The sequence below is a fragment of the Nocardia sp. NPDC004568 genome (genome assembly GCF_040609955.1).
Lineage (GTDB): Bacteria > Actinomycetota > Actinomycetes > Mycobacteriales > Mycobacteriaceae > Nocardia.
On sequence record NZ_JBEXLL010000008.1, the window covers coordinates 76,134 to 93,113 of the forward strand.

Consider the following 16,980-nt stretch of genomic DNA (forward strand, 5'->3'; position numbering starts at 1 on the left):
GTCGGTGATAGGAGCGAGTGGGCGAAGACCTCAGTGATCCGGTGGACCCGTGAGGATCGCGGTGACGGTATCGATCAGTTCGGTGAGCAGTTCGTCGGGGGAGAGCCGGGTTCCGCTGAGCGCCAGCATGCCCCGCAGACCGTCTGGGTCGCCGAGCGTCTGGAAGGTCAGATTCATGGCCTGGGTGAGGCGGAAGCGGATGGTCCGGGACGCGACACCGGGGGCGGTCTGCTCCAGCAGGGCGTTGAACCGCAGGGCCTGGGGGGCGAATCCCTCGGTGAGTTTGGTGAGCGCGGGATGGTTACCGCTCATGATCCCCGCGACCAGGCGGATCCACGGGGTGCCGCCGGCGGCGGCGAGTTCGCCGACCGGGCGGACGAAGGCGTCGGCCAGCGACCGGGCATCGGGTGTGCCGGCGGCCTCCACGGCGTCCAGCAGTTCGGCGCGGCGGGTGTGCAGTTGTTCGCTGCGGCGGCTGATCAGGGCGTCGACCAGGGCGTCCTTGGAGCCGAAGTGATAGTGCACGGATGCGACGTTCGCGCCGGCCTCGGCCATCACCGAACGTAGGGAGACCGCGTCGATCCCGCGTTCGGCGAAGAGCCGTTCGGCGGCCAGGATCAGGCGCTGATCGGTGGGGAGACCGGCCTCGGGGGAGTGCCCGGGGCCGGGGTCCGGACGGGCCTCGCCGCGGGCCGCGGCCGGGCCCCGGCGCGGGGATGCGGCGGGCGAGGACATCGCCCGCCCGGACCGCACCCGGCTTCTCGTCATGACCGGAACTCTAGGAGACCGTGTCCGGCGCACCGTACAGGGTCACGACGCAGGCTCCACCGAGCCCGAGATTGTGGGCGAGCCCGAGCCGCGCGCCCTCCACCTGACGCGCACCGGCCGCACCGCGCACCTGGGTGACCAGTTCCGTGCACTGTGCCAGCCCGGTGGCGCCGAGCGGATGCCCCTTGGAGATGAGCCCACCCGACGGGTTGACCACCCAGCGGCCGCCGTAGGTGGTCGCCCCCGACTCCACCAGCGCGCCGGATTCGCCTTCGCCGCACAGACCCAGCGCCTCGTAGGTGAGCAGCTCGTTGATGGAGAAGCAGTCGTGCAGTTCGAGCACATCGATATCGTCGATGCCCACCCCGGCGGTCTCCAGTACCTTCCGGCCGGCGATCCGCGCCATGGGCGCGCCCACCACATCGATCATCGACCCCGACTCGAAGGAGGCGCCGGTATCGGTCACCAGTTCCTGGGCGAGGATCGGCACCGCCCGATCGAGACCGTGTTCGCGCACGTAGCGTTCGCTCACCAGCACCGCCGCGCCGGCGCCGTCGGACATGGGGGAGCACTGCGAGCGGGTCAGCGGATCGGAGACCAGTTTGTCGCCGAGCACCTGGTCGAGGGTGTAGGCGTCCTGGAACTGGGCTTTGGGGTTGCGGGTGGAGTGTTCGTGGTTCTTCACCGCGACCCGGGCCAGCTGCTCCCGGGTGGTCCCGTACCGCTGCATGTGTTCGTTCGCGGCGGCGCTGAAGAACTGGGCGGTCATCGGCGCGTGCCCGAAACCGGCGGCCGCCTTCAGCGCGTCCATGTGCCGGTCCACCGTGGTGACCTTCGGCATGGTGCCGTCGCCGGACATCGCCTGTTTGGTCATCTGCTCGAACCCGACCGCGAGCACGATATCGGCGAGCCCGGCCTGCACCCATTCCCGGGCGAGCACGAGCGCGGTGGACCCGGTGGCGCAGTTGTTGTTGACGTTGACCATCGGGATACCGGTGAGGCCGATATCGTAGAGCGCCCGCTGACCCGCGGTGGAGGGCTGGAAGACGTACCCGACGGCGGCGCGCTGCACCCGGTCGTACCCCACTCCGGCGTCGGCGAGCGCCTGGCCCACCGCTTCGGCGACCATCTCCGGATACGTCCAGTCCCGGGACTGGATCTTCTCGAACTTGGTCATCCCGACGCCGGCAACGTATACCCGCCCGCTCATGATCTCTCCTCGGAAACTGGTGTCTGCGGCCCGCGGAGGCCGACGCGTTGGCGGAGGTATCGCATCACGATCTCTCCTCGGTAGCTGGTACACGCGAACCGCGGAGGCCCGAGCGCCGGCGGAGGTAGTGCATCATTGCTCTCTCCTCGTCTCGTGCGGTCCCGCGGTCCGCGGAAGTGTTGTCGCCCGTTGCCGGGCGGTGGTGGGGCCGGGCCGAGGGCACCGGACCCACCGGTCAGGAATTCGGTGGTTCGGCGCCGACCACCCAGAGCGCGTGGAACTGCGCCGCCCCGCCCATGGCGTGGCCGATGGCGCGGCGCGCGTCCGGTACCTGGTGCTCGCCCGCGGTACCCCGTACCTGCATGGCCGCCTCGGCGAACCGCAGCAGGCCCGTTGCCCCCGTGGGGTTCCCGGACAGCACCCCGCCGGACGGATTGATCGGCAGTTCTCCGCCGAACGCGGTGCGCCCGGAATCCACCACCTTCCAGCCCTGGCCGACCTCGGCCAGGCCCACGTTCTCCAGCCAGATCGGCTCGAACCAGCTGTAGGGGATGTAGAGCTCGGCGGTATCGATCTCGCGGGCCGGATCGGTGATCCCGGCCTGCCGGTACGCCTCGGCGGCGCACTGCCGTCCGGCCTCGGGGTTCACTTCGTCGCGGCCGGCGAAATGGCCGGTCTCGGTGCGCCACGACATGCCGTGGATCCAGGCGGGGGGACGGCCGGTGTGGTGGGCGTCGTCTTCCCCGGTGATCACCACCGCGCACGAACCGTCCGAGGAGGGGCACGACTCCAGGAAACGGATAGGGTCCCAGAGCATCCGGGATTCGCGCACCTGCTCCACGGTGATATCCGGTAACTGGATATGCGCGTACGGGTTCCGGGTGGCGTTGAGACGGTGGTTGACCGCGATCTGCCAGCCGATGTGCTCGGGTGCCGCCGACCGGCGGATGTATTCCCGGATCACCGGCGCGAAATGCGCCCCGGCGCCCGCGCCGAGTTGCGCGCTGAAGGGCAGCCCGCGCGACAGCGCCCAGGTGAAATCACCCTCGGATTCCTTGGAATACGCGACCACCAGCACCCGCCGGGCCAGACCCGCCTGCACCAGATGGGCACCGTAGATGGCGGCGTGCCCGCCGACGCTGCCGCCGGTGAACACCCGGGTCACCGGTAGTCCGCGGGCTCCCATCGCGTCGGCGAGGTAGAGCTCCGGATTCATCACCCCGTCGAACAGGTCCGGTGTCTTCGACAGCACGACGGCGTCGATATCGCCGAATTCCAGTTCGGCGTCGGCCATTGCCTCGTCGACGGCTTCGCGCACCATCGCGCCGATGGTGACCTTGCGTTTCTTGGCCTGTTTGCTCTGTCCGATTCCGACGACCGCGAGTTTCACCGGTCTCCCTCCATAAGGCAGATCATGTTCTGCTGGAGCGCGGGCCCGTTGGTGGCGTGTGCCAGCGTGCGGTCCGCGCGACCGGTCAGGATGTGCTGTGCCGCGGCGCCGATCCGGATGAGTCCGGTGGCGGTGGTGGGCCGGGCGACCAGTGGCCCGCCGCCGGGATTGATCGTGGCCCCGGACAGTTCGAGTGCCTGCGCCAGCAGCGGTTCCTGGTAGCTGTACTCGGTGTGCAGTTCGGCGATCTGGACCTCGCGGGCCGCGAAACCGGCCTGCTCGGCGGCCTTCGCCGCGGCCACCGTCACCGTGTCGACGCGGGTCAGGTCGCGGGTCCCCGGATAGTGGCTGTCCATCCGGTGGTCGGCACCGCGCACCCAGGCCGGGCGCCGCGCCAGTCGCCGCGCGGTATCACCGGCCGCCAGCACCAGGACCGCCGCGGCATCGCCGATCGGACCCCGATCGTGTTCGCGCAACGGCGACGCCAGATACGGCGCGGCCAGCAGTTCGTCCACCGTGAACTCCCCGGACACCTGCGCGCCCGGATTGCCCACCGCGCCCGCCCGGGCCCGGACCACCACCTCGGCCAGCTGTTTCTCGTCCAGCACCCCGGCGGCGATCAGCGCCTGCGCCTGGAGCGCGGCCAGCGCGTCCTGGTGCGGCCGCAGCGGGGCCAGGAAGTACGGGTCGAGCTGGGTGGCGGTCACCTGGTCGAGATCGTGGGCCAGCGACCCGCGCCCGACCCCGTAGACGACCGCGATCTCGCCCTCGCCGAGTTGCAGCCACGACCACGCCTCGTAGGCGGCCCAGGCGGCGTCCATCTCGACATGGGATTCCGAGATCGGCGGCCACGCACCCACCGCGTCGAGCGATTCGATATAGGCGAAGGTCCGGCCCTCGTGGAAATCGTGGCTCCCCGATGTCCAGAAATCGACCTCGGTGCGATCGATACCCGCCGAGCCGAGCGCCTCGCGCATCACCGGCAGCAGGATCTCGGCCATATCGTCGTGCCGGTCGGCCGACATCGCCGGCGACTGCGCGAATGCGACCACCGCGATATCACGCATCGGAACCTCCTGCGACCGGCCGGTAGTAGCGGATGCTGTTCATGGATGTGTCCAGGTCCTCTTCGGCGCACCACACCGGTTCCACCCGCATCCCGATGTGCACATCGGCGAGTTCGACGTCCCGGATCAGATGCATGAGGGTGGTGTCCGCGCCGTCGACCTGGATATAGGCCACCAGGTACGGCGGGTCGATCACCTGGCCGGGGAACGGGAAGTTCACCACGCAGAACGTTTTCACCACGCCGGTGCCGTCGAGTTCGAACGGCGCGGAGAGCTCGGCCAGGCAGCGCGAGCAGAATTCGGGGAAGGGCAGGTACACGCGCTCGCAGGTCGGGCAGCGGCGGGCCAGCAGGCGGCGTTCCTTCAGCCCGCGCAGGAAGGCCGAGCGCCCGGTTCCGGCGACGAAGGTGTAGTCCACCTTGTGCGGGCTGGTGAACGATTCCACGGGCATGGGCAGGGTGCTCATCACGACCCCACCGGTTCGAAGCAGACGATATCGCGGATACTGCCCACCCGTTCGGCGCGCCAGCGGGGTGCCACCCGCAGGCCCGCGGCCAGGCGGGAGGAGTCGCCGCCGGTGTCGACGGCGTGGAAGAGGCCGCCCTCGGTGCCGTCGATGGTGATCAGGGCCCAGGCGAAGTGGTCGGCTTCGATATCGTCGCCGGGCCGGGTGGGCACCCAGGTCCAGTGGGTGACGGTGCCGGCGGGGGTCAGGTGGACCAGGTCGCCGGTGGGCGCCGCGGTGGCCGGGTCGAATTCCAGGGCCGGGCAGAGTACCGCGCCGGCGGCGGTGCGCACCCCGTACAGTTCGCCGTCGCGCAGACCGCCGAGGAACGTGCCGATCTTCTCGCCGACCGTCCGGTTGTACGGGAATTCGATGCTGTAGGGCGCGGTGAGACTCGCGTCCGGGGACTCGGCTGTCATCGGTCTCCTGCCGATCGGGGGCGCGGTCCGGCACTGGACCGCGTGTCGATGGTGTCCCGCGCGATGGCCCCGTGTCAATCACTTGATTGAATCGGTTGATAGCGGCATCGTAGGTAGTCCGGACTTGTTCGGGCCATCCCCGGTGCGTCGCCCGCGCGCATGACGTAAGCTCCGAATTCGAGTAGAACCTGTTCCAATTCCTCCGGTGAGGAGAGATCACCATGGCCATCGTTGAACAGCTGGAGCCGACCGCCGACGGACGCCGGCGGCTCGAGCTGCGCAGCCCCGCTACCCGCGAACGCGTCGGCGAGATCGAGGTGAGCACGGCCGACGATGTGGCCGCGGTCCTGGCCACGGCGCGCGCCGCGCAGCCCGGCTGGGCCGCCCGGCCGGTCGCCGAACGGGCCGCGATCATCCGCAACGCGGTCTCGGTGCTCCTGGCCCGGCGTGACGAGATCGTCGAAACGGTGATGCAGGAGACCGGTAAACCGCGGGTCGAGGCGCTGGCCGTGGAAATGGTGCCCGCCTGCGACTTCCTGAACTACTGGAGCGGGCGCGCCACCAAGGATCTGGCCGACGAGAAGCGCCGCCTGCACGGCTACATGCTGCCGCTGAAGAAACTCGTCATCAACTATCAGCCGCTCGGCGTGGTCGGCGTGATCACCCCCTGGAACGGCCCGTTCATCCTCTCCCTGAACCCGATCGCCCAGGCCCTGCTGGCCGGCAACTCGGTGGTGCTCAAACCGTCCGAGGTCACCCCGCACTCGGGGGAGTGGGCGGTCAAGGTGCTGCACGAGGCGGGTGTCCCCGAGGACGTGCTCCAGGTCGTGCACGGTGACGGCGAGACCGGCGCGGCCCTGGTGAACGGCGATGTCGACAAGATCTCGTTCACCGGCAGCGTCGGCACCGGTAAGAAGATCGCCGCCGCCTGCGCGAGCCGGCTGATCCCGGTCACCCTCGAACTCGGCGGTAAGGACGCGATGATCGTCTGCGCCGACGCCGACCTGGACCGCGCCTCGCTCGGCGCGGTGTACCTGTCGATGTTCAACACCGGTCAGGTCTGCGTCGGGGTCGAGCGGATCTACGTGGTGGAGAGCATCGCCGACCGGTTCATCGAGGAGGTGCGCAAACGCGCCGCCGAGGTGACCTACGGCGCCGTGGGCAAGGATGTCGGCCCGCTCTTCTGGGACCGGCAGCTCGAGATCGTGGAGAAGCACGTCGAGGACGCCAAGGCCAAGGGCGCCACCATCCTGCTCGGCGGGGAATCCGATACCGCCGAGGGCGTGTTCTTCAAGCCGACGGTGGTCGTGGACGTCACCCACGATATGGACATCATGCAGCAGGAGACCTTCGGCCCGATCGTCGCGATCATGCGCGTCCGGGACGAGGAAGAGGCCGTGAGAATGGCCAACGACTGCCAGTACGGCCTCAGCGGCAGTGTGTTCACCAAGGACAAGGCCAAGGTCGTGCGGCTGGCCAAACAGCTCGAGACCGGGTCGGTGGTGCAGAACGACGCGTCGGTGATCTACGGCGTGGCCGAGGCGCCCTTCGGCGGCCGGAAAGACAGTGGTCTGGGCCTGGTCAACGGCCGGGACGCGCTGCGCGGCTTCGCGCACCCGCAGCCGGTGCTGCTGGACCGGTGGGGCCTGAAGAAGGAGAACATCTGGTACCCCTACAGCGAGGCCACCGCCGCCACGCTGGAGAAGACCATCGCCACCCTGTTCGGCAACAAACTGCTGCGCCGCCTGGTGCGCTGACCGGTGGCCCGGCCGCCTGCGCGATCAGGCGGCCGGGTGATCGGCGGGTTCGTCCTCGCCCGCGGCCGCGGATTTCCGCCCCCCGGAGCGAGAGCGTTTGACCACCTCCCAGACGATCGGGAGCACCGAGACGGCCACGATGAGCAGGAAGATCAAGTCGACATTGTCGCGCACGACCGCGATCTGGCCGAGTAGATAGCCCAGCATGGTGACTCCCGCGCCCCACAGCACGCCGCCGACGATGTTGTAGGTGAGGAATACCGAGTACTTCATCTTGGCCGCACCCGCGACCAGCGGTGCGTAGGTTCGCACGATCGGCACGAACCGGGCGAGCACGATGGTGATCGGCCCGTGCTTCTCGAAGAACGCGTGGGATTCGTCGAGATAGGACCTCTTCAGGATCTTCGCGTCGTCGCTCTTGAACAGCGCGGTGCCGCCCTTGGCGCCGATCAGGTACCCCACCTGATCGCCGGCGATCGCCGCGAGCGGGATCAACACCAGCAGCACCCCGATCGGCGCGAAGGGTTCGATCTCCGCCGATTTGGAGGCCGCGATGAGTCCCGCGGTGAACAGCAGCGAATCACCGGGCAATAGCGGGAACAGCAGGCCCGACTCGATGAACACCACGACGAGCAGACCCAGCAGGACCCAGGTGCCGAACGAATTGAGCAGATTCACCGGGTCGAGAAAACCCGGCATCAGGGCAAGTTCGGTGGTGGCCGCTGCGACGGCTGAGTAACTCACCCCGCCGAAGATACCGCAGCGCGGTGCGCCGGTTTGATCCGGATTGCCCGAATAGTGAATATTTAGCGGCCGGGTAGCCGCTCAACGGCCGGTGGCCTGCCGGCGCAGCGTGGCCTCGATCGAGGCCACCCGCCCGGCGGGGATTCCCCAGGGCTGCTCCAGCCCCAGTCGCGAATCCAGGTCCCAGAGCACGCACTCCTCACCCGGACGCGCCACCAGTGACCACGCCACCACCGTACGGCCGAGCCGGCTCGCCGTGTCCTCGCCCTGTCCGTCGTTCGCTGGACTGCCGTCGCCGTCCGGGTAGTGGTGCAGGAACTGCCCGTAGGCGCGCTCACAGAACCGCGCGTACCGCCGGGTGCACAGGATGAGCCCGTGCCACGCCTCGTCCACCGCCTGCGACGGCATCCCGATCACCTGATCGTCGGCCATGGCCGCGCCGCAGCAGCGCAGCCACTGGCGCAGTCCCGTGGCCACGAGGTCGCGCGGTTCCCACGGGCAGGTCTTGAAAACCGCCTCGGAGAGTTCCAGCTCCTCGACCGCGCGCTCCACGGTGGCGGGGTCTGTCCCGCGCCGGTGCCGGAACGGGGCGAAAGTGAACACCTGCCCAGTATCCCGGACCGCTTGCCGGGGCGGTCTCCCGGAGGGGCCGGTCCCGGTTAGGCGCGGAGTCCGAGCCGAACGTCCGGCGGACTCGTGGGCCACAAGCGTTCCGCGCCCGACAGTTCTCTCGGTACCGTCGATTAATGGATCTCGCGCCATTGATCATTCTGCTGGCATTCGGGGTGGGCTGTCTCGCGGTGGTCGTGGGCATCGTGCTGGTGATCGTCAAGACGAGTTCGCCGCGCGGTGGTAACCGGCCGCGGCGGGGTGGCTACGGCTCGTCCAGCGGTATCTGGTCCGTCGACGGCTCGGGCGGTGGAACTTCCGACAGCAGCGGCCCTTCCGATAACAGCTGCGGCGGCGGTAGTAGTTGTGGTGGTGGAAGCAGCTGCGGGGGAGGTGGTAGTAGTTGCGGCGGTGGCTCGTCGTCCTAGCGGCCCGCCGCGCGGGTTGCGCCCGCCGACGCCTGGAGCCGCCCGCGAGTCGCGGAAGGCATAGCCACAAGCCTTTCGCCCGGCCTTGTCCGTAACCGCAAGTTGCGTTCAACATTTCGCGCCAGCGGGAAGGGGCCGTTTGTGAGAACGCACAAAATTCCGCCTGCCGAATAGGACTCGCCCGCGGCGCTTTTCACAGGTGGGGAACCTGCCGGCGTGTTGCGCCCATACCGATTCGGTATCGGTAAAACTGTGCAATTTCACACCGCATCAAGGGTTTTGAGTTTGTATCCCAAATTGTTCGGCGGTGCATCGATCTACCTGTAGATCCGTCATATCCGGCGAAACGGTCTCCGGTTCGCCGCACCCGGCGCACGCACCATAGACCCATCTCGGGTGCGACGTCACCGTTGACATCATTACTGTGCGTGCCGTGGTTACCGCATTGGTAGTGCTCGCAATCCTGATTCTCGTTGCCTCCGTCGTCCATCTCGCCAGCCGCCCCCCGGAGGACCTCCGCCCCCGGAGAGCGCGTGCGCGGGTCGGCTCGGAGAGCTACTCCGACTGACCCGCACCACTCGCGGGCGATAGCACGACCACGGCAATCGGACGCTTCGTCATCTTCTGGTACTCGCTGTACCGGCCCTGATTCACAGCGTCCACCAACCCCCAGCGGCGCGCGTACTCCGGATCGTCGGGCAGAGTGACCCGGGCTCGAACCGGGAACGCGCGCCGCCCGACTCGAATCTCGCACTCCGGCCGCGCCCGCACATTCGCCAGCCACCCCGGCGGCCGCGGTGATCCCCCGTTCGACGCGGTGACCAGATAATCCGCCCCGTCCCTGGCGTAGGTCAGCGCCGACGTCCGCTCCAACCCCGTCTTGCGCCCCACGGTCCGCAGCAGCAGGGTCGGATTCCCGAACAGCAGTCGATGCCCCACCAGCCCGCCGCTCTTCTCGTACAGCCACTGATGCGCCTGCAACGCCCGCACGAACAGCTTCCCCACACGCCCTCCTCCACTCCGGCAACGATCCCCAGCCTAGCCAGGACCCCGGTGCTCCACACCCTCCCGGACCCGATCGACTGGCCCCCGCCACGCCGACCGGGTACCATCCGACAGTTGCGACCTCAGGTCGCTACCAGGGGCGGTAGCTCAGTCGGTTAGAGCCGTGGACTCATAATCCATTGGTCGTGGGTTCGAGCCCCACCCGCCCCACGTCAGAGCCCATTTCCCCGCCCCGGGAGATGGGCTCTCATCGTTTAATCATCGCTTTTGGACCAGAGTCCTGTCCAGCATCGCGGCTACCAACCGGGAGCTTGCCCGCAGGCTCAAGACCGATATACGAGAGTGGCTGGACCCCGCACTGGCTGAGTTGGAGGACGAAGGCATCGTTCTCACCTCGGAGGCGAAACAGGGTGGTCGGCGCCATCGGCTGGCCGCCGCAAACAGCGACGGGGGTACAAATGGTACCCCCGTGTGAGATAGCCACTCTGACCTGTGAAAACAGGGGGGTACCGACAGGTACGACAGGGGTACGGCACCGGGGGTACGGGGGTACCTGCCGTACCCCCGACGAAAAACGCTATCTACCTGCGGGTTCGATCTATCGGCGACGGGGGTACCAAATGTACCCCCGTCCCTGTTCCTGCCCTACCCGACGACACTGACTGGGGTGCCATGACCCACCGTCCGAATGCCGGATTCCCGTCCATTCGCAAGCTGGCCGCCACCCTCTCCGACGACCGGCTCGCCGGCGCCGAGTGCATCGGCTTGGCCCAGCTGTTCGACCCGCGCGGCCAGAGCGAGCCCGACGCCGCATTCACCTACCGGACCGACACGGCGGGGAAGGTCTGCGGCCGGTGCCCGGTCCGGGGTGAGTGCGCCACGGTCGCCGGTGAACTCGGCGCCGCCGCGGTCGGTATCTGGGCCGGGGAGATCCGTAGCGCTCCGGCCCCGGTCGGGCGACCGAGGAAGGAAGGCGCCGTGTGACCGCACGCGAGATACCGCCCGCCTACATCTGCGAGCGGAAGCGCAACAGATACACCGCGGTCCGCTACGTCCGGGTGCGCTGCCCCCACTGCCGCACCCGCCACTGGGTACCGGATGAACGACAGGGAACCTGCCCCCGCACCGCCCAGCTGTTTCGTATCACCGTCCGGCCACGCGTCTATGACCCATGGGAAGGAGTTCGATGAACATCAACGACACCGAAGTACGGGCCGCGTTCCACGCCATCGACGAATTCGTTCGCCGGAGACGGCGCCACGGCGCAGGAATACCCGAGTCCGTCCGCCGCCTTCATGTTCGGCTCTACCGCGACGTGCGCGGGGAGGTCGACCCGGAAGACACCCCAGACCCGCGGACCGCCGATGACGAGATCGGAACAACCGAGGCCGCAGCCCTGCTCGGATGCTCACAGAGGCACATCCGGCGTATCGCCGCGGACCTCGACGGCATTCGGGTAGGCCGTGACTGGATATTCAACCGGCGCACCGTCGCCGAGTACGCCGAAGCCCGCGCCGCGTAGGCCCGTCCGCATACGGACAGGTCAGCGCGTCTCTGCGTGCACACTCGAGGTAGTGGCGTCGAGCACCACTTGTCGGAAAGAAGGGGTCGACCCCCGGGTTAACAGGATGACCCGCCGGTCGGCCCCTTTCGCATCTGCACACCGAGGAGCGCAATGGACATGGCAACGGCAATGCAAGGGCTGTACGACTCAGTGGTCGACTTCCTCGCTGCACTGGACGACAGAGAGTTCGAAGCCCTGATAGCTCAGGCGCGCCCGCCGGGCGACGAGGAACCCGAACGCCGGACCAAGGAGTCCGCCGTCGAGATGGGCCGCAGTGAAGCGCTGCGCCGTCACGGTCGTACCCGCGGAGGAGAGGCCCGCTGATGAACGAATCACCGATGAGCCTGATTCAACTTCGTAGCCGCCTGAAGAACCCCGTACTCGGTGAAGCCGTGGAGAGCCTGCCCGGATACACCGCGGCCATGGACGTACTTGAGCAGTCCATCCAGCGGCGCGACGCACTCGGCGCACCCCCCGAACTCATCCCCGAGGAGGTCGAAGAGGTCATTACCGCCGGTGTGATCCCCGACGACTTCGCCGAACGCGTCAGCGCTCACCGCGCGGCCACCGCCGACCACCAGGCCACACACGAAGCACTCGAGATCCTGCGCGGCAAGGCACTCCACCGGTGCAACAGCATCATCCTTGCCAACCTCGACCAGGTATTCGTCCACCTCAACGGACGCTTGGTCGCGGTCGTCGACGAAGCCAAAGCCCCGGCCGAAGTACTGCGCGATATCCACAGCGCAGACGACGCTATCCGCGCCGGCACCGACGCCATCCGCGCATTCGAACAGTTCGATGGACTGTGGAAGCGCTACCGCGAGATCCGGGAAGCCCAAGACCACGCGCTCCGGCATTTCGGAGGTGCGGACCTGATCCAGCAGGGCCGCAGCAACCGCTGCCGTGACGAACTGGCGAATGATCTGTTCATCGCCAACCTCGACGAGGTGTACCCGCAGTGGCGGCACTGGCCCGGCGACAGCCGAGAACACAGCGTCGACCGCGGACCATGGCCCGAGCCCGGTCCGCTGCAACTCAAGTGGCTGATCGCCAACGGCGCGTACCTGTGGGTGCCCACCAAGCCGCAGTTCGACGGACTGAAGGCAGCCCGCACGGCCATGAACCAGGAAGTCAGGAAGCAGGCCGAAGCAGCCGAGCGCAAAGGCCAGACATTCAAGGCACCCCGAACCGCCGCAGACATCCGCCGGCTCGTGCCCAAGGACGACCAGGGCCGGCCGCTCTGGCAGGCAGCGAAGGACTGGCCCGACATCGCCGAACTCACCCGCGGGTACTGACCATGCCCAAGGCACCACGCCGCTGCCCCGAACCCGGGTGCCCACACCTCATCAAGCACCGCAGGTACTGCCCCGAGCACACACCGTCATGGAATGTGCCCAGCGGATGGACCAGGCCGCCAGGCTGGGACAGCGACCGCCGGACAGTACTCGAACGAGACCACGGCATATGCCACATCTGCGGCAAGCCCGGTGCGGACACGGTGGATCACCTCATACCGCAGTCAGCCGGCGGACCCGATCGGCTCGACAACTACGCCGCGGTCCACGACCGAGTGCCCCCGCACTGCCACAGAACCAAGACGCACCAGGATCGGAGCAGACATGCCCGTTGAACCGCGAGAGTGGCGAGCAGGCCCCAGGGGTAGGGCATCGGGCCCCCTGCCCCGGTGGCTCCCCCCATCGGGACGCTCTGTGATCTTCGACCCGCGCACGCATTCGGTAGAACCCGGGGATAGCCCGGCTATCCAGTCAGGAGGTACCACCCATGCGCCACAGCGCTGAGGCACGGAAGATGCTGCGCGCCTTGGATGCCGAGCTTGCCGAGGTATCGCAACGACTCGGCCAACCAGTCGAATGGTCCGAGCGAGACCGGGCGATTTTGGACCTGATCGCGGCCAATATCGACCGAAAAACCGACCTTTCCGAGCGGTATTCCGAAGCCGAGGACACCAAGACCCGGGTCAAGCTCTCGGCGGAGTTGCGGTTGCTCGAGGCCGCCCTGGCGCGGCTGCTGAAGCAGATTGACCCCGAGCCGGCCATTCAGTCGCCGCGGTCGGTGCAGGCTTCCCGGGCGGCCCGGACTCGGTGGGAGCGGCGCCGTGCCTAAGTTCACGACTACGCGCGGCGCGGGCGCGACCCGGCCTGTATCGGTGGGTGGGTGAGCAGTTGGAGCGCCGGCATGCCGAGCCGGATCCGCGGTTGGAATCCGGGCCCACTGAGGGGCGGCCGGTGCCAGAGCAGTTGGCCCTGTTCCGTGAGGGTCTACCCGTGTCGATACCGGCGTGGCTGTTGGATGGACACAGCGCACATGCGGCCGGGTGCGTCGGGGTGGTCCCGAAGGATCGGCAGGTGCGCGCTGCGGCCTACGTGGTGTCGGCTGACGACACCGTGGTTTCAGAGTCTCCTGTCGGCAGCCGCTGAGACTCGGCTACTGGTACATAGGCGCCCATGCCCGAACAGTGCGCTGGAGGTATTCGGGGTACCTCGCAGGTCGAGAACCGATATTCGACGGGATCACTGATTGTGCCTCGATCAGCGCCACTGCGCATTCGGTGGTGATCAGTGCCCCGGCGAAAGCGTCCGCAACGAGGCCGAGCAGGTTCGTCGTTCCGTTGAGGTAGTCGGTCATCCATCGGTATCCGTGAACCGATGCGGAGCCGATGTTGTATGCGCGCTTGCCTGCGAAGCCGACGCGCCCCGCGAGCTCGTCCGAATCGTGGGGCGGGGTGTTCTCCGTCAGCCATTTCGCCACATCGTTCATTTGGAACCGGAACGCGGGAGTCTTGACCATCGGTGTGGACCGGACTGTGTTGCGGCGTTCTTCGAAAAGCTTTTTGTGTTCGAGGAAATCGGTGTGGTCTTTGTCGGAGAGTTTTGCTGCGCCGTCTTCGTGGCCGTTCTCGGTGATCGAGATGAAGGTGTTCTGTTCGTCGAGTTCCTTCGAGAGGACACCGAGCGCGCGCTGTCGGCGGACCTCGCGATCAGTATCCAGAAGCACCCAAATCGCTCGGGTGGACAGTTCCATCGCGGCCCGGCAGAGGTTGATCAATGATGGGGCATGCAGCTCGCGTGTGCGGCTGCCGTCCTTGACCAGCACAGACGCGGAAACAAGGTTGTCGGTTGCTGTCATGGCGGGAAACATTGCCGCGCCAGACACCATGTAGCTGTCGGAGAACTGGTCGGAGAATCCGGCGTCATCGAGTGCCAGGCTGCTGCCGGGCTCGGGATGACTCGGCAGCAGGCCCCAAGTTTTCAGCTGTTCACCTCGTTCTGCACGGGTTTTCATCCGGCCAATTTGAGGGACGAGCAGGTCCAAATATTCATTCATGCAACCGTTTCGAGATCTACTGAGGCGGTGTTACGGGCGCTCTACTGCCCAACGCCGCACCATGCGGCGAACCCGCGCAGACTCTCCGTGCTCCGTGCTTCCTGGCGTGCCAGCACCCGCACCGTTTCGTGCACCATCGGGTGGTACCGGGTCTGTATCGGCGCGATCTTCCGGGCCGTGTTCAGCGCGTCCAGAGTCTTGGCTCTGTCACCGTGCAGCAGGAAGCCGCGTGCCAGGTCGATATACAGATGCCCGGCTCGGGACTTCGGGGTAGACGCTGGCACCGGTAGATGCCGGGCCCGGTTGATTCCCTCGGTTCCGTCGAGCATTTCCACGGCCAGCCCGACCGACCAGATACCGACATTCGTGGGACCGAAGTAGAACACCGGTTCGTGGTAGTCCGGATCCCCGACCCGCGCGGCCGTCTCCCGCGCTTCGGCGAGATGTGAGTCCGCGGTATCCCGATCCCCGGCGCGTGCAGCTGCCAGCCCGGATTGCAGATGCAGGCCGCCCCAGCTCACCAGGTGCTCTGTGTCGTCGGTGGACAGTTCGGATTCCAGTTCGGTCCGGCACCGCTCGAGGTAGACAAGGGCGGTGTTCCAATCGCCCGTTGAGGTGAGGATGGACGCCCGGAAGTACTGCGCCGAGGTCACCCACAACCGGCTCCCGGTCCGCCCGGCTGCCCACCCGAGACGCTCGATAGCCACCGTCATTAGATCGGTGTATCCGAGCTTGTGAGCCAGCCCGCGGGCGCACAGGTACATCTCGCACAGCAGTCGATAGGCGCGCTGCAGGTTACCGCCCCGCTCCGAATGAACCAGCGCACGAACCTCCGTCATGAGCGCGGGCAGGTCCTGCGACATCTGCCGCAGACTCGACGCCCGCCGTAAGGTCCGCATCCGCTCCACATCCGCGGCTACCTCAGCAATCGGTCGCGGCTGGAGTCCGGCCGGCGGAATGTCGTAGGCGGCCAGTTCGCTACGGATCAACGCGATACCTGAGGACACCTCGGTTTCGTCACGTGTGGTTCGCGGGTACGGCTGCCCAAGGAGTTCGGCCGGACTCGTCTTGAACGCCTTGGCCACCGAGGACACGAACGCTGGCGAGGCCGGCGCCCTTCCCTGCTCCACGGCGCGCACCAGCGACACCGACACGTTCGCTTCCTGCGCCAGGCGCGCTTGTGTCCACCCGGCGAGCTTGCGTTCTTCTGCTACCCGCTGGCCGATGCCGCGGTTTCGTTCGTTGCTCATCGTGGCCCCATCCTGGCGTGTCCCTGACAACCAGTGTGACAAAACAATTGGCAACCCACAGCGTTCGCCAGGTTGAACCTTGAATCGGCACCCGGGGTGAGTTGACCCCCGACGCTCACTCCGGGCGCTACCACCACACACCGGAGCAGGGGACAGGGGCATCACATGGCCGGCGAACAGCCGAAGGCGATCGGGTTGGTACGACGGAGTGTGAGCGTCCGCGGCGCGAACGTTCACACGATCGCGGATCAACATGGCTACCGGATGGTCATGACGGTGGTTCTCGATACCGGGCCCCTGGTCTCTGCTCTGGTAATCGCGCAGAACGTCTACGAGCACAACCCCGCCGCCATCATCGTGCCGGGGTTCGAGCACGCCGACCCGGTACGGCACATCATCACCGATCTGTGCGACCTCGTGACCCCGATGCAGGTCTATCCGCGCGGCTACCGCTGGCCCCTGCTCGACCTCGACGGCCCGCTCACGTGACGGGCCACGGCGTCGCCCTGGTCCTGCTCTCCCTCGGCCTGGTCGGGTTCACCGTCGCGCTGTTCCGCGGGTAATACAGAATCCCGTAATACCGTCCGCCGGACATAGGGAATTCGGTGGGGTGTGCCTAGTACGGGTCGGCGACCCGGGGGTACGCGGTGAGCGAGTACCCCCAGGTCGCCCAGCTTGCCGCGGTCGACAACCTACGTGACATCGCGAAGATTGACGGGGTACTCACCACCGAGTACCCCGGTTGATCATTTTGTCGGCGCCGGCAATATGACCTGCCGGAGTTCTTCGGCGATCACCGCAATAGTCCATCGTTTATTCAGCGGATATGGGTGAGATTTGATGAGAAACGTCACGGCATCAACAGCAATCCTGTACCTCGAAACGCGCTGTGCACGAGCAACATATGAGTAGCAAC

General features: G+C 67.2%; 19 protein-coding genes and 2 tRNA genes. 10 read left to right on the forward strand and 11 right to left on the reverse strand.

What is annotated here, in order from left to right; translation table 11 throughout:
- Positions 1 to 30 precede the first annotated feature (30 nt).
- The 6 genes from ABZV91_RS06630 to ABZV91_RS06655 form a co-directional block, all read right to left on the reverse strand.
- Positions 31 to 768 (reverse strand): TetR/AcrR family transcriptional regulator, encoded by a 738-nt coding sequence (locus tag ABZV91_RS06630; RefSeq protein WP_355236450.1) that lies wholly within the window; start codon positions 766 to 768, stop codon positions 31 to 33.
- A gap of 10 nt (positions 769 to 778) precedes the next feature.
- A complete protein-coding gene (locus tag ABZV91_RS06635) occupies positions 779 to 1,978 on the reverse strand; it encodes a beta-ketoacyl synthase N-terminal-like domain-containing protein (protein ID WP_355236453.1) in 1,200 nt (399 codons plus the stop codon).
- Between the two features lie 235 nt (positions 1,979 to 2,213).
- Positions 2,214 to 3,368, reverse strand: a complete 1,155-nt coding sequence (locus ABZV91_RS06640; protein WP_355236456.1) for a thiolase domain-containing protein — start codon at positions 3,366 to 3,368, stop codon at positions 2,214 to 2,216.
- On the reverse strand, positions 3,365 to 4,435 hold the full coding sequence (locus ABZV91_RS06645) for a lipid-transfer protein (RefSeq protein ID WP_355236459.1): 1,071 nt from the start codon (positions 4,433 to 4,435) through the stop codon (positions 3,365 to 3,367). Before ABZV91_RS06645 ends, ABZV91_RS06640 begins: the two co-directional genes overlap by 4 nt.
- Positions 4,428 to 4,901, reverse strand: a complete 474-nt coding sequence (locus tag ABZV91_RS06650) for a Zn-ribbon domain-containing OB-fold protein (protein WP_355236462.1) — start codon at positions 4,899 to 4,901, stop codon at positions 4,428 to 4,430. The genes ABZV91_RS06645 and ABZV91_RS06650 overlap by 8 nt, the downstream gene beginning before the upstream one ends.
- Positions 4,901 to 5,359 (reverse strand): DNA-binding protein, encoded by a 459-nt coding sequence (locus tag ABZV91_RS06655; protein WP_355236465.1) that lies wholly within the window; start codon positions 5,357 to 5,359, stop codon positions 4,901 to 4,903. The genes ABZV91_RS06650 and ABZV91_RS06655 overlap by 1 nt, the downstream gene beginning before the upstream one ends.
- A gap of 221 nt (positions 5,360 to 5,580) precedes the next feature.
- Here ABZV91_RS06655 and ABZV91_RS06660 point away from each other — a divergent pair, with 221 nt between their 5' ends.
- On the forward strand, positions 5,581 to 7,116 hold the full coding sequence (locus ABZV91_RS06660; protein ID WP_355236467.1) for an aldehyde dehydrogenase family protein: 1,536 nt from the start codon (positions 5,581 to 5,583) through the stop codon (positions 7,114 to 7,116).
- Between the two features lie 24 nt (positions 7,117 to 7,140).
- Here ABZV91_RS06660 and ABZV91_RS06665 read toward each other — a convergent pair whose 3' ends face one another.
- The 3 genes from ABZV91_RS06665 to ABZV91_RS06675 form a co-directional block, all read right to left on the reverse strand.
- Positions 7,141 to 7,815 carry a VTT domain-containing protein gene (locus ABZV91_RS06665; RefSeq protein WP_355236578.1) on the reverse strand — a complete coding sequence of 225 codons (675 nt, stop codon included), beginning with the start codon at positions 7,813 to 7,815 and terminating at the stop codon, positions 7,141 to 7,143.
- Positions 7,816 to 7,941: 126 nt separating this feature from the next.
- Positions 7,942 to 8,463 (reverse strand): hypothetical protein, encoded by a 522-nt coding sequence (locus tag ABZV91_RS06670; protein WP_355236470.1) that lies wholly within the window; start codon positions 8,461 to 8,463, stop codon positions 7,942 to 7,944.
- A gap of 989 nt (positions 8,464 to 9,452) precedes the next feature.
- Positions 9,453 to 9,902, reverse strand: coding sequence for a nitroreductase family deazaflavin-dependent oxidoreductase (locus ABZV91_RS06675; protein WP_355236473.1), 450 nt, complete (start codon positions 9,900 to 9,902; stop codon positions 9,453 to 9,455).
- Between the two features lie 136 nt (positions 9,903 to 10,038).
- Here ABZV91_RS06675 and ABZV91_RS06680 point away from each other — a divergent pair.
- From ABZV91_RS06680 to ABZV91_RS06715, 8 genes are all read left to right on the forward strand, one after another.
- Positions 10,039 to 10,112, forward strand: a tRNA-Ile gene (locus ABZV91_RS06680).
- A gap of 462 nt (positions 10,113 to 10,574) precedes the next feature.
- Entirely contained in the window at positions 10,575 to 10,886 is a 312-nt protein-coding gene (locus tag ABZV91_RS06685) for a WhiB family transcriptional regulator (protein ID WP_355236475.1), read from the forward strand.
- Positions 10,887 to 11,088: 202 nt separating this feature from the next.
- On the forward strand, positions 11,089 to 11,424 hold the full coding sequence (locus tag ABZV91_RS06690; RefSeq protein WP_355236478.1) for a helix-turn-helix domain-containing protein: 336 nt from the start codon (positions 11,089 to 11,091) through the stop codon (positions 11,422 to 11,424).
- A gap of 159 nt (positions 11,425 to 11,583) precedes the next feature.
- Positions 11,584 to 11,790 carry a hypothetical protein gene (locus ABZV91_RS06695; protein WP_355236480.1) on the forward strand — a complete coding sequence of 69 codons (207 nt, stop codon included), beginning with the start codon at positions 11,584 to 11,586 and terminating at the stop codon, positions 11,788 to 11,790.
- Positions 11,790 to 12,764 carry a hypothetical protein gene (locus ABZV91_RS06700; protein WP_355236483.1) on the forward strand — a complete coding sequence of 325 codons (975 nt, stop codon included), beginning with the start codon at positions 11,790 to 11,792 and terminating at the stop codon, positions 12,762 to 12,764. Before ABZV91_RS06695 ends, ABZV91_RS06700 begins: the two co-directional genes overlap by 1 nt.
- 2 nt (positions 12,765 to 12,766) lie before the next feature.
- Positions 12,767 to 13,099, forward strand: a complete 333-nt coding sequence (locus tag ABZV91_RS06705) for an HNH endonuclease (RefSeq protein ID WP_355236486.1) — start codon at positions 12,767 to 12,769, stop codon at positions 13,097 to 13,099.
- Positions 13,100 to 13,278: 179 nt separating this feature from the next.
- Positions 13,279 to 13,593, forward strand: a complete 315-nt coding sequence (locus ABZV91_RS06710; protein WP_355236489.1) for a hypothetical protein — start codon at positions 13,279 to 13,281, stop codon at positions 13,591 to 13,593.
- A gap of 41 nt (positions 13,594 to 13,634) precedes the next feature.
- Positions 13,635 to 13,705 (forward strand) — tRNA-Gly (locus ABZV91_RS06715).
- 209 nt (positions 13,706 to 13,914) lie between these two features.
- On the opposite strand, the gene ABZV91_RS06720 is transcribed toward ABZV91_RS06715, so the two are convergent.
- Positions 13,915 to 14,814, reverse strand: a complete 900-nt coding sequence (locus ABZV91_RS06720; protein WP_355236492.1) for a hypothetical protein — start codon at positions 14,812 to 14,814, stop codon at positions 13,915 to 13,917.
- 41 nt (positions 14,815 to 14,855) lie between these two features.
- Entirely contained in the window at positions 14,856 to 16,064 is a 1,209-nt protein-coding gene (locus ABZV91_RS06725) for a helix-turn-helix domain-containing protein (protein WP_355236495.1), read from the reverse strand.
- Positions 16,065 to 16,229: 165 nt separating this feature from the next.
- Here ABZV91_RS06725 and ABZV91_RS06730 point away from each other — a divergent pair, with 165 nt between their 5' ends.
- The gene (locus ABZV91_RS06730; RefSeq protein WP_355236498.1) at positions 16,230 to 16,553 is read left to right on the forward strand and encodes a hypothetical protein; all 324 of its coding nucleotides are present in this window, start codon (positions 16,230 to 16,232) and stop codon (positions 16,551 to 16,553) included.
- The last annotated feature ends 427 nt before the right edge of the window (positions 16,554 to 16,980 follow it).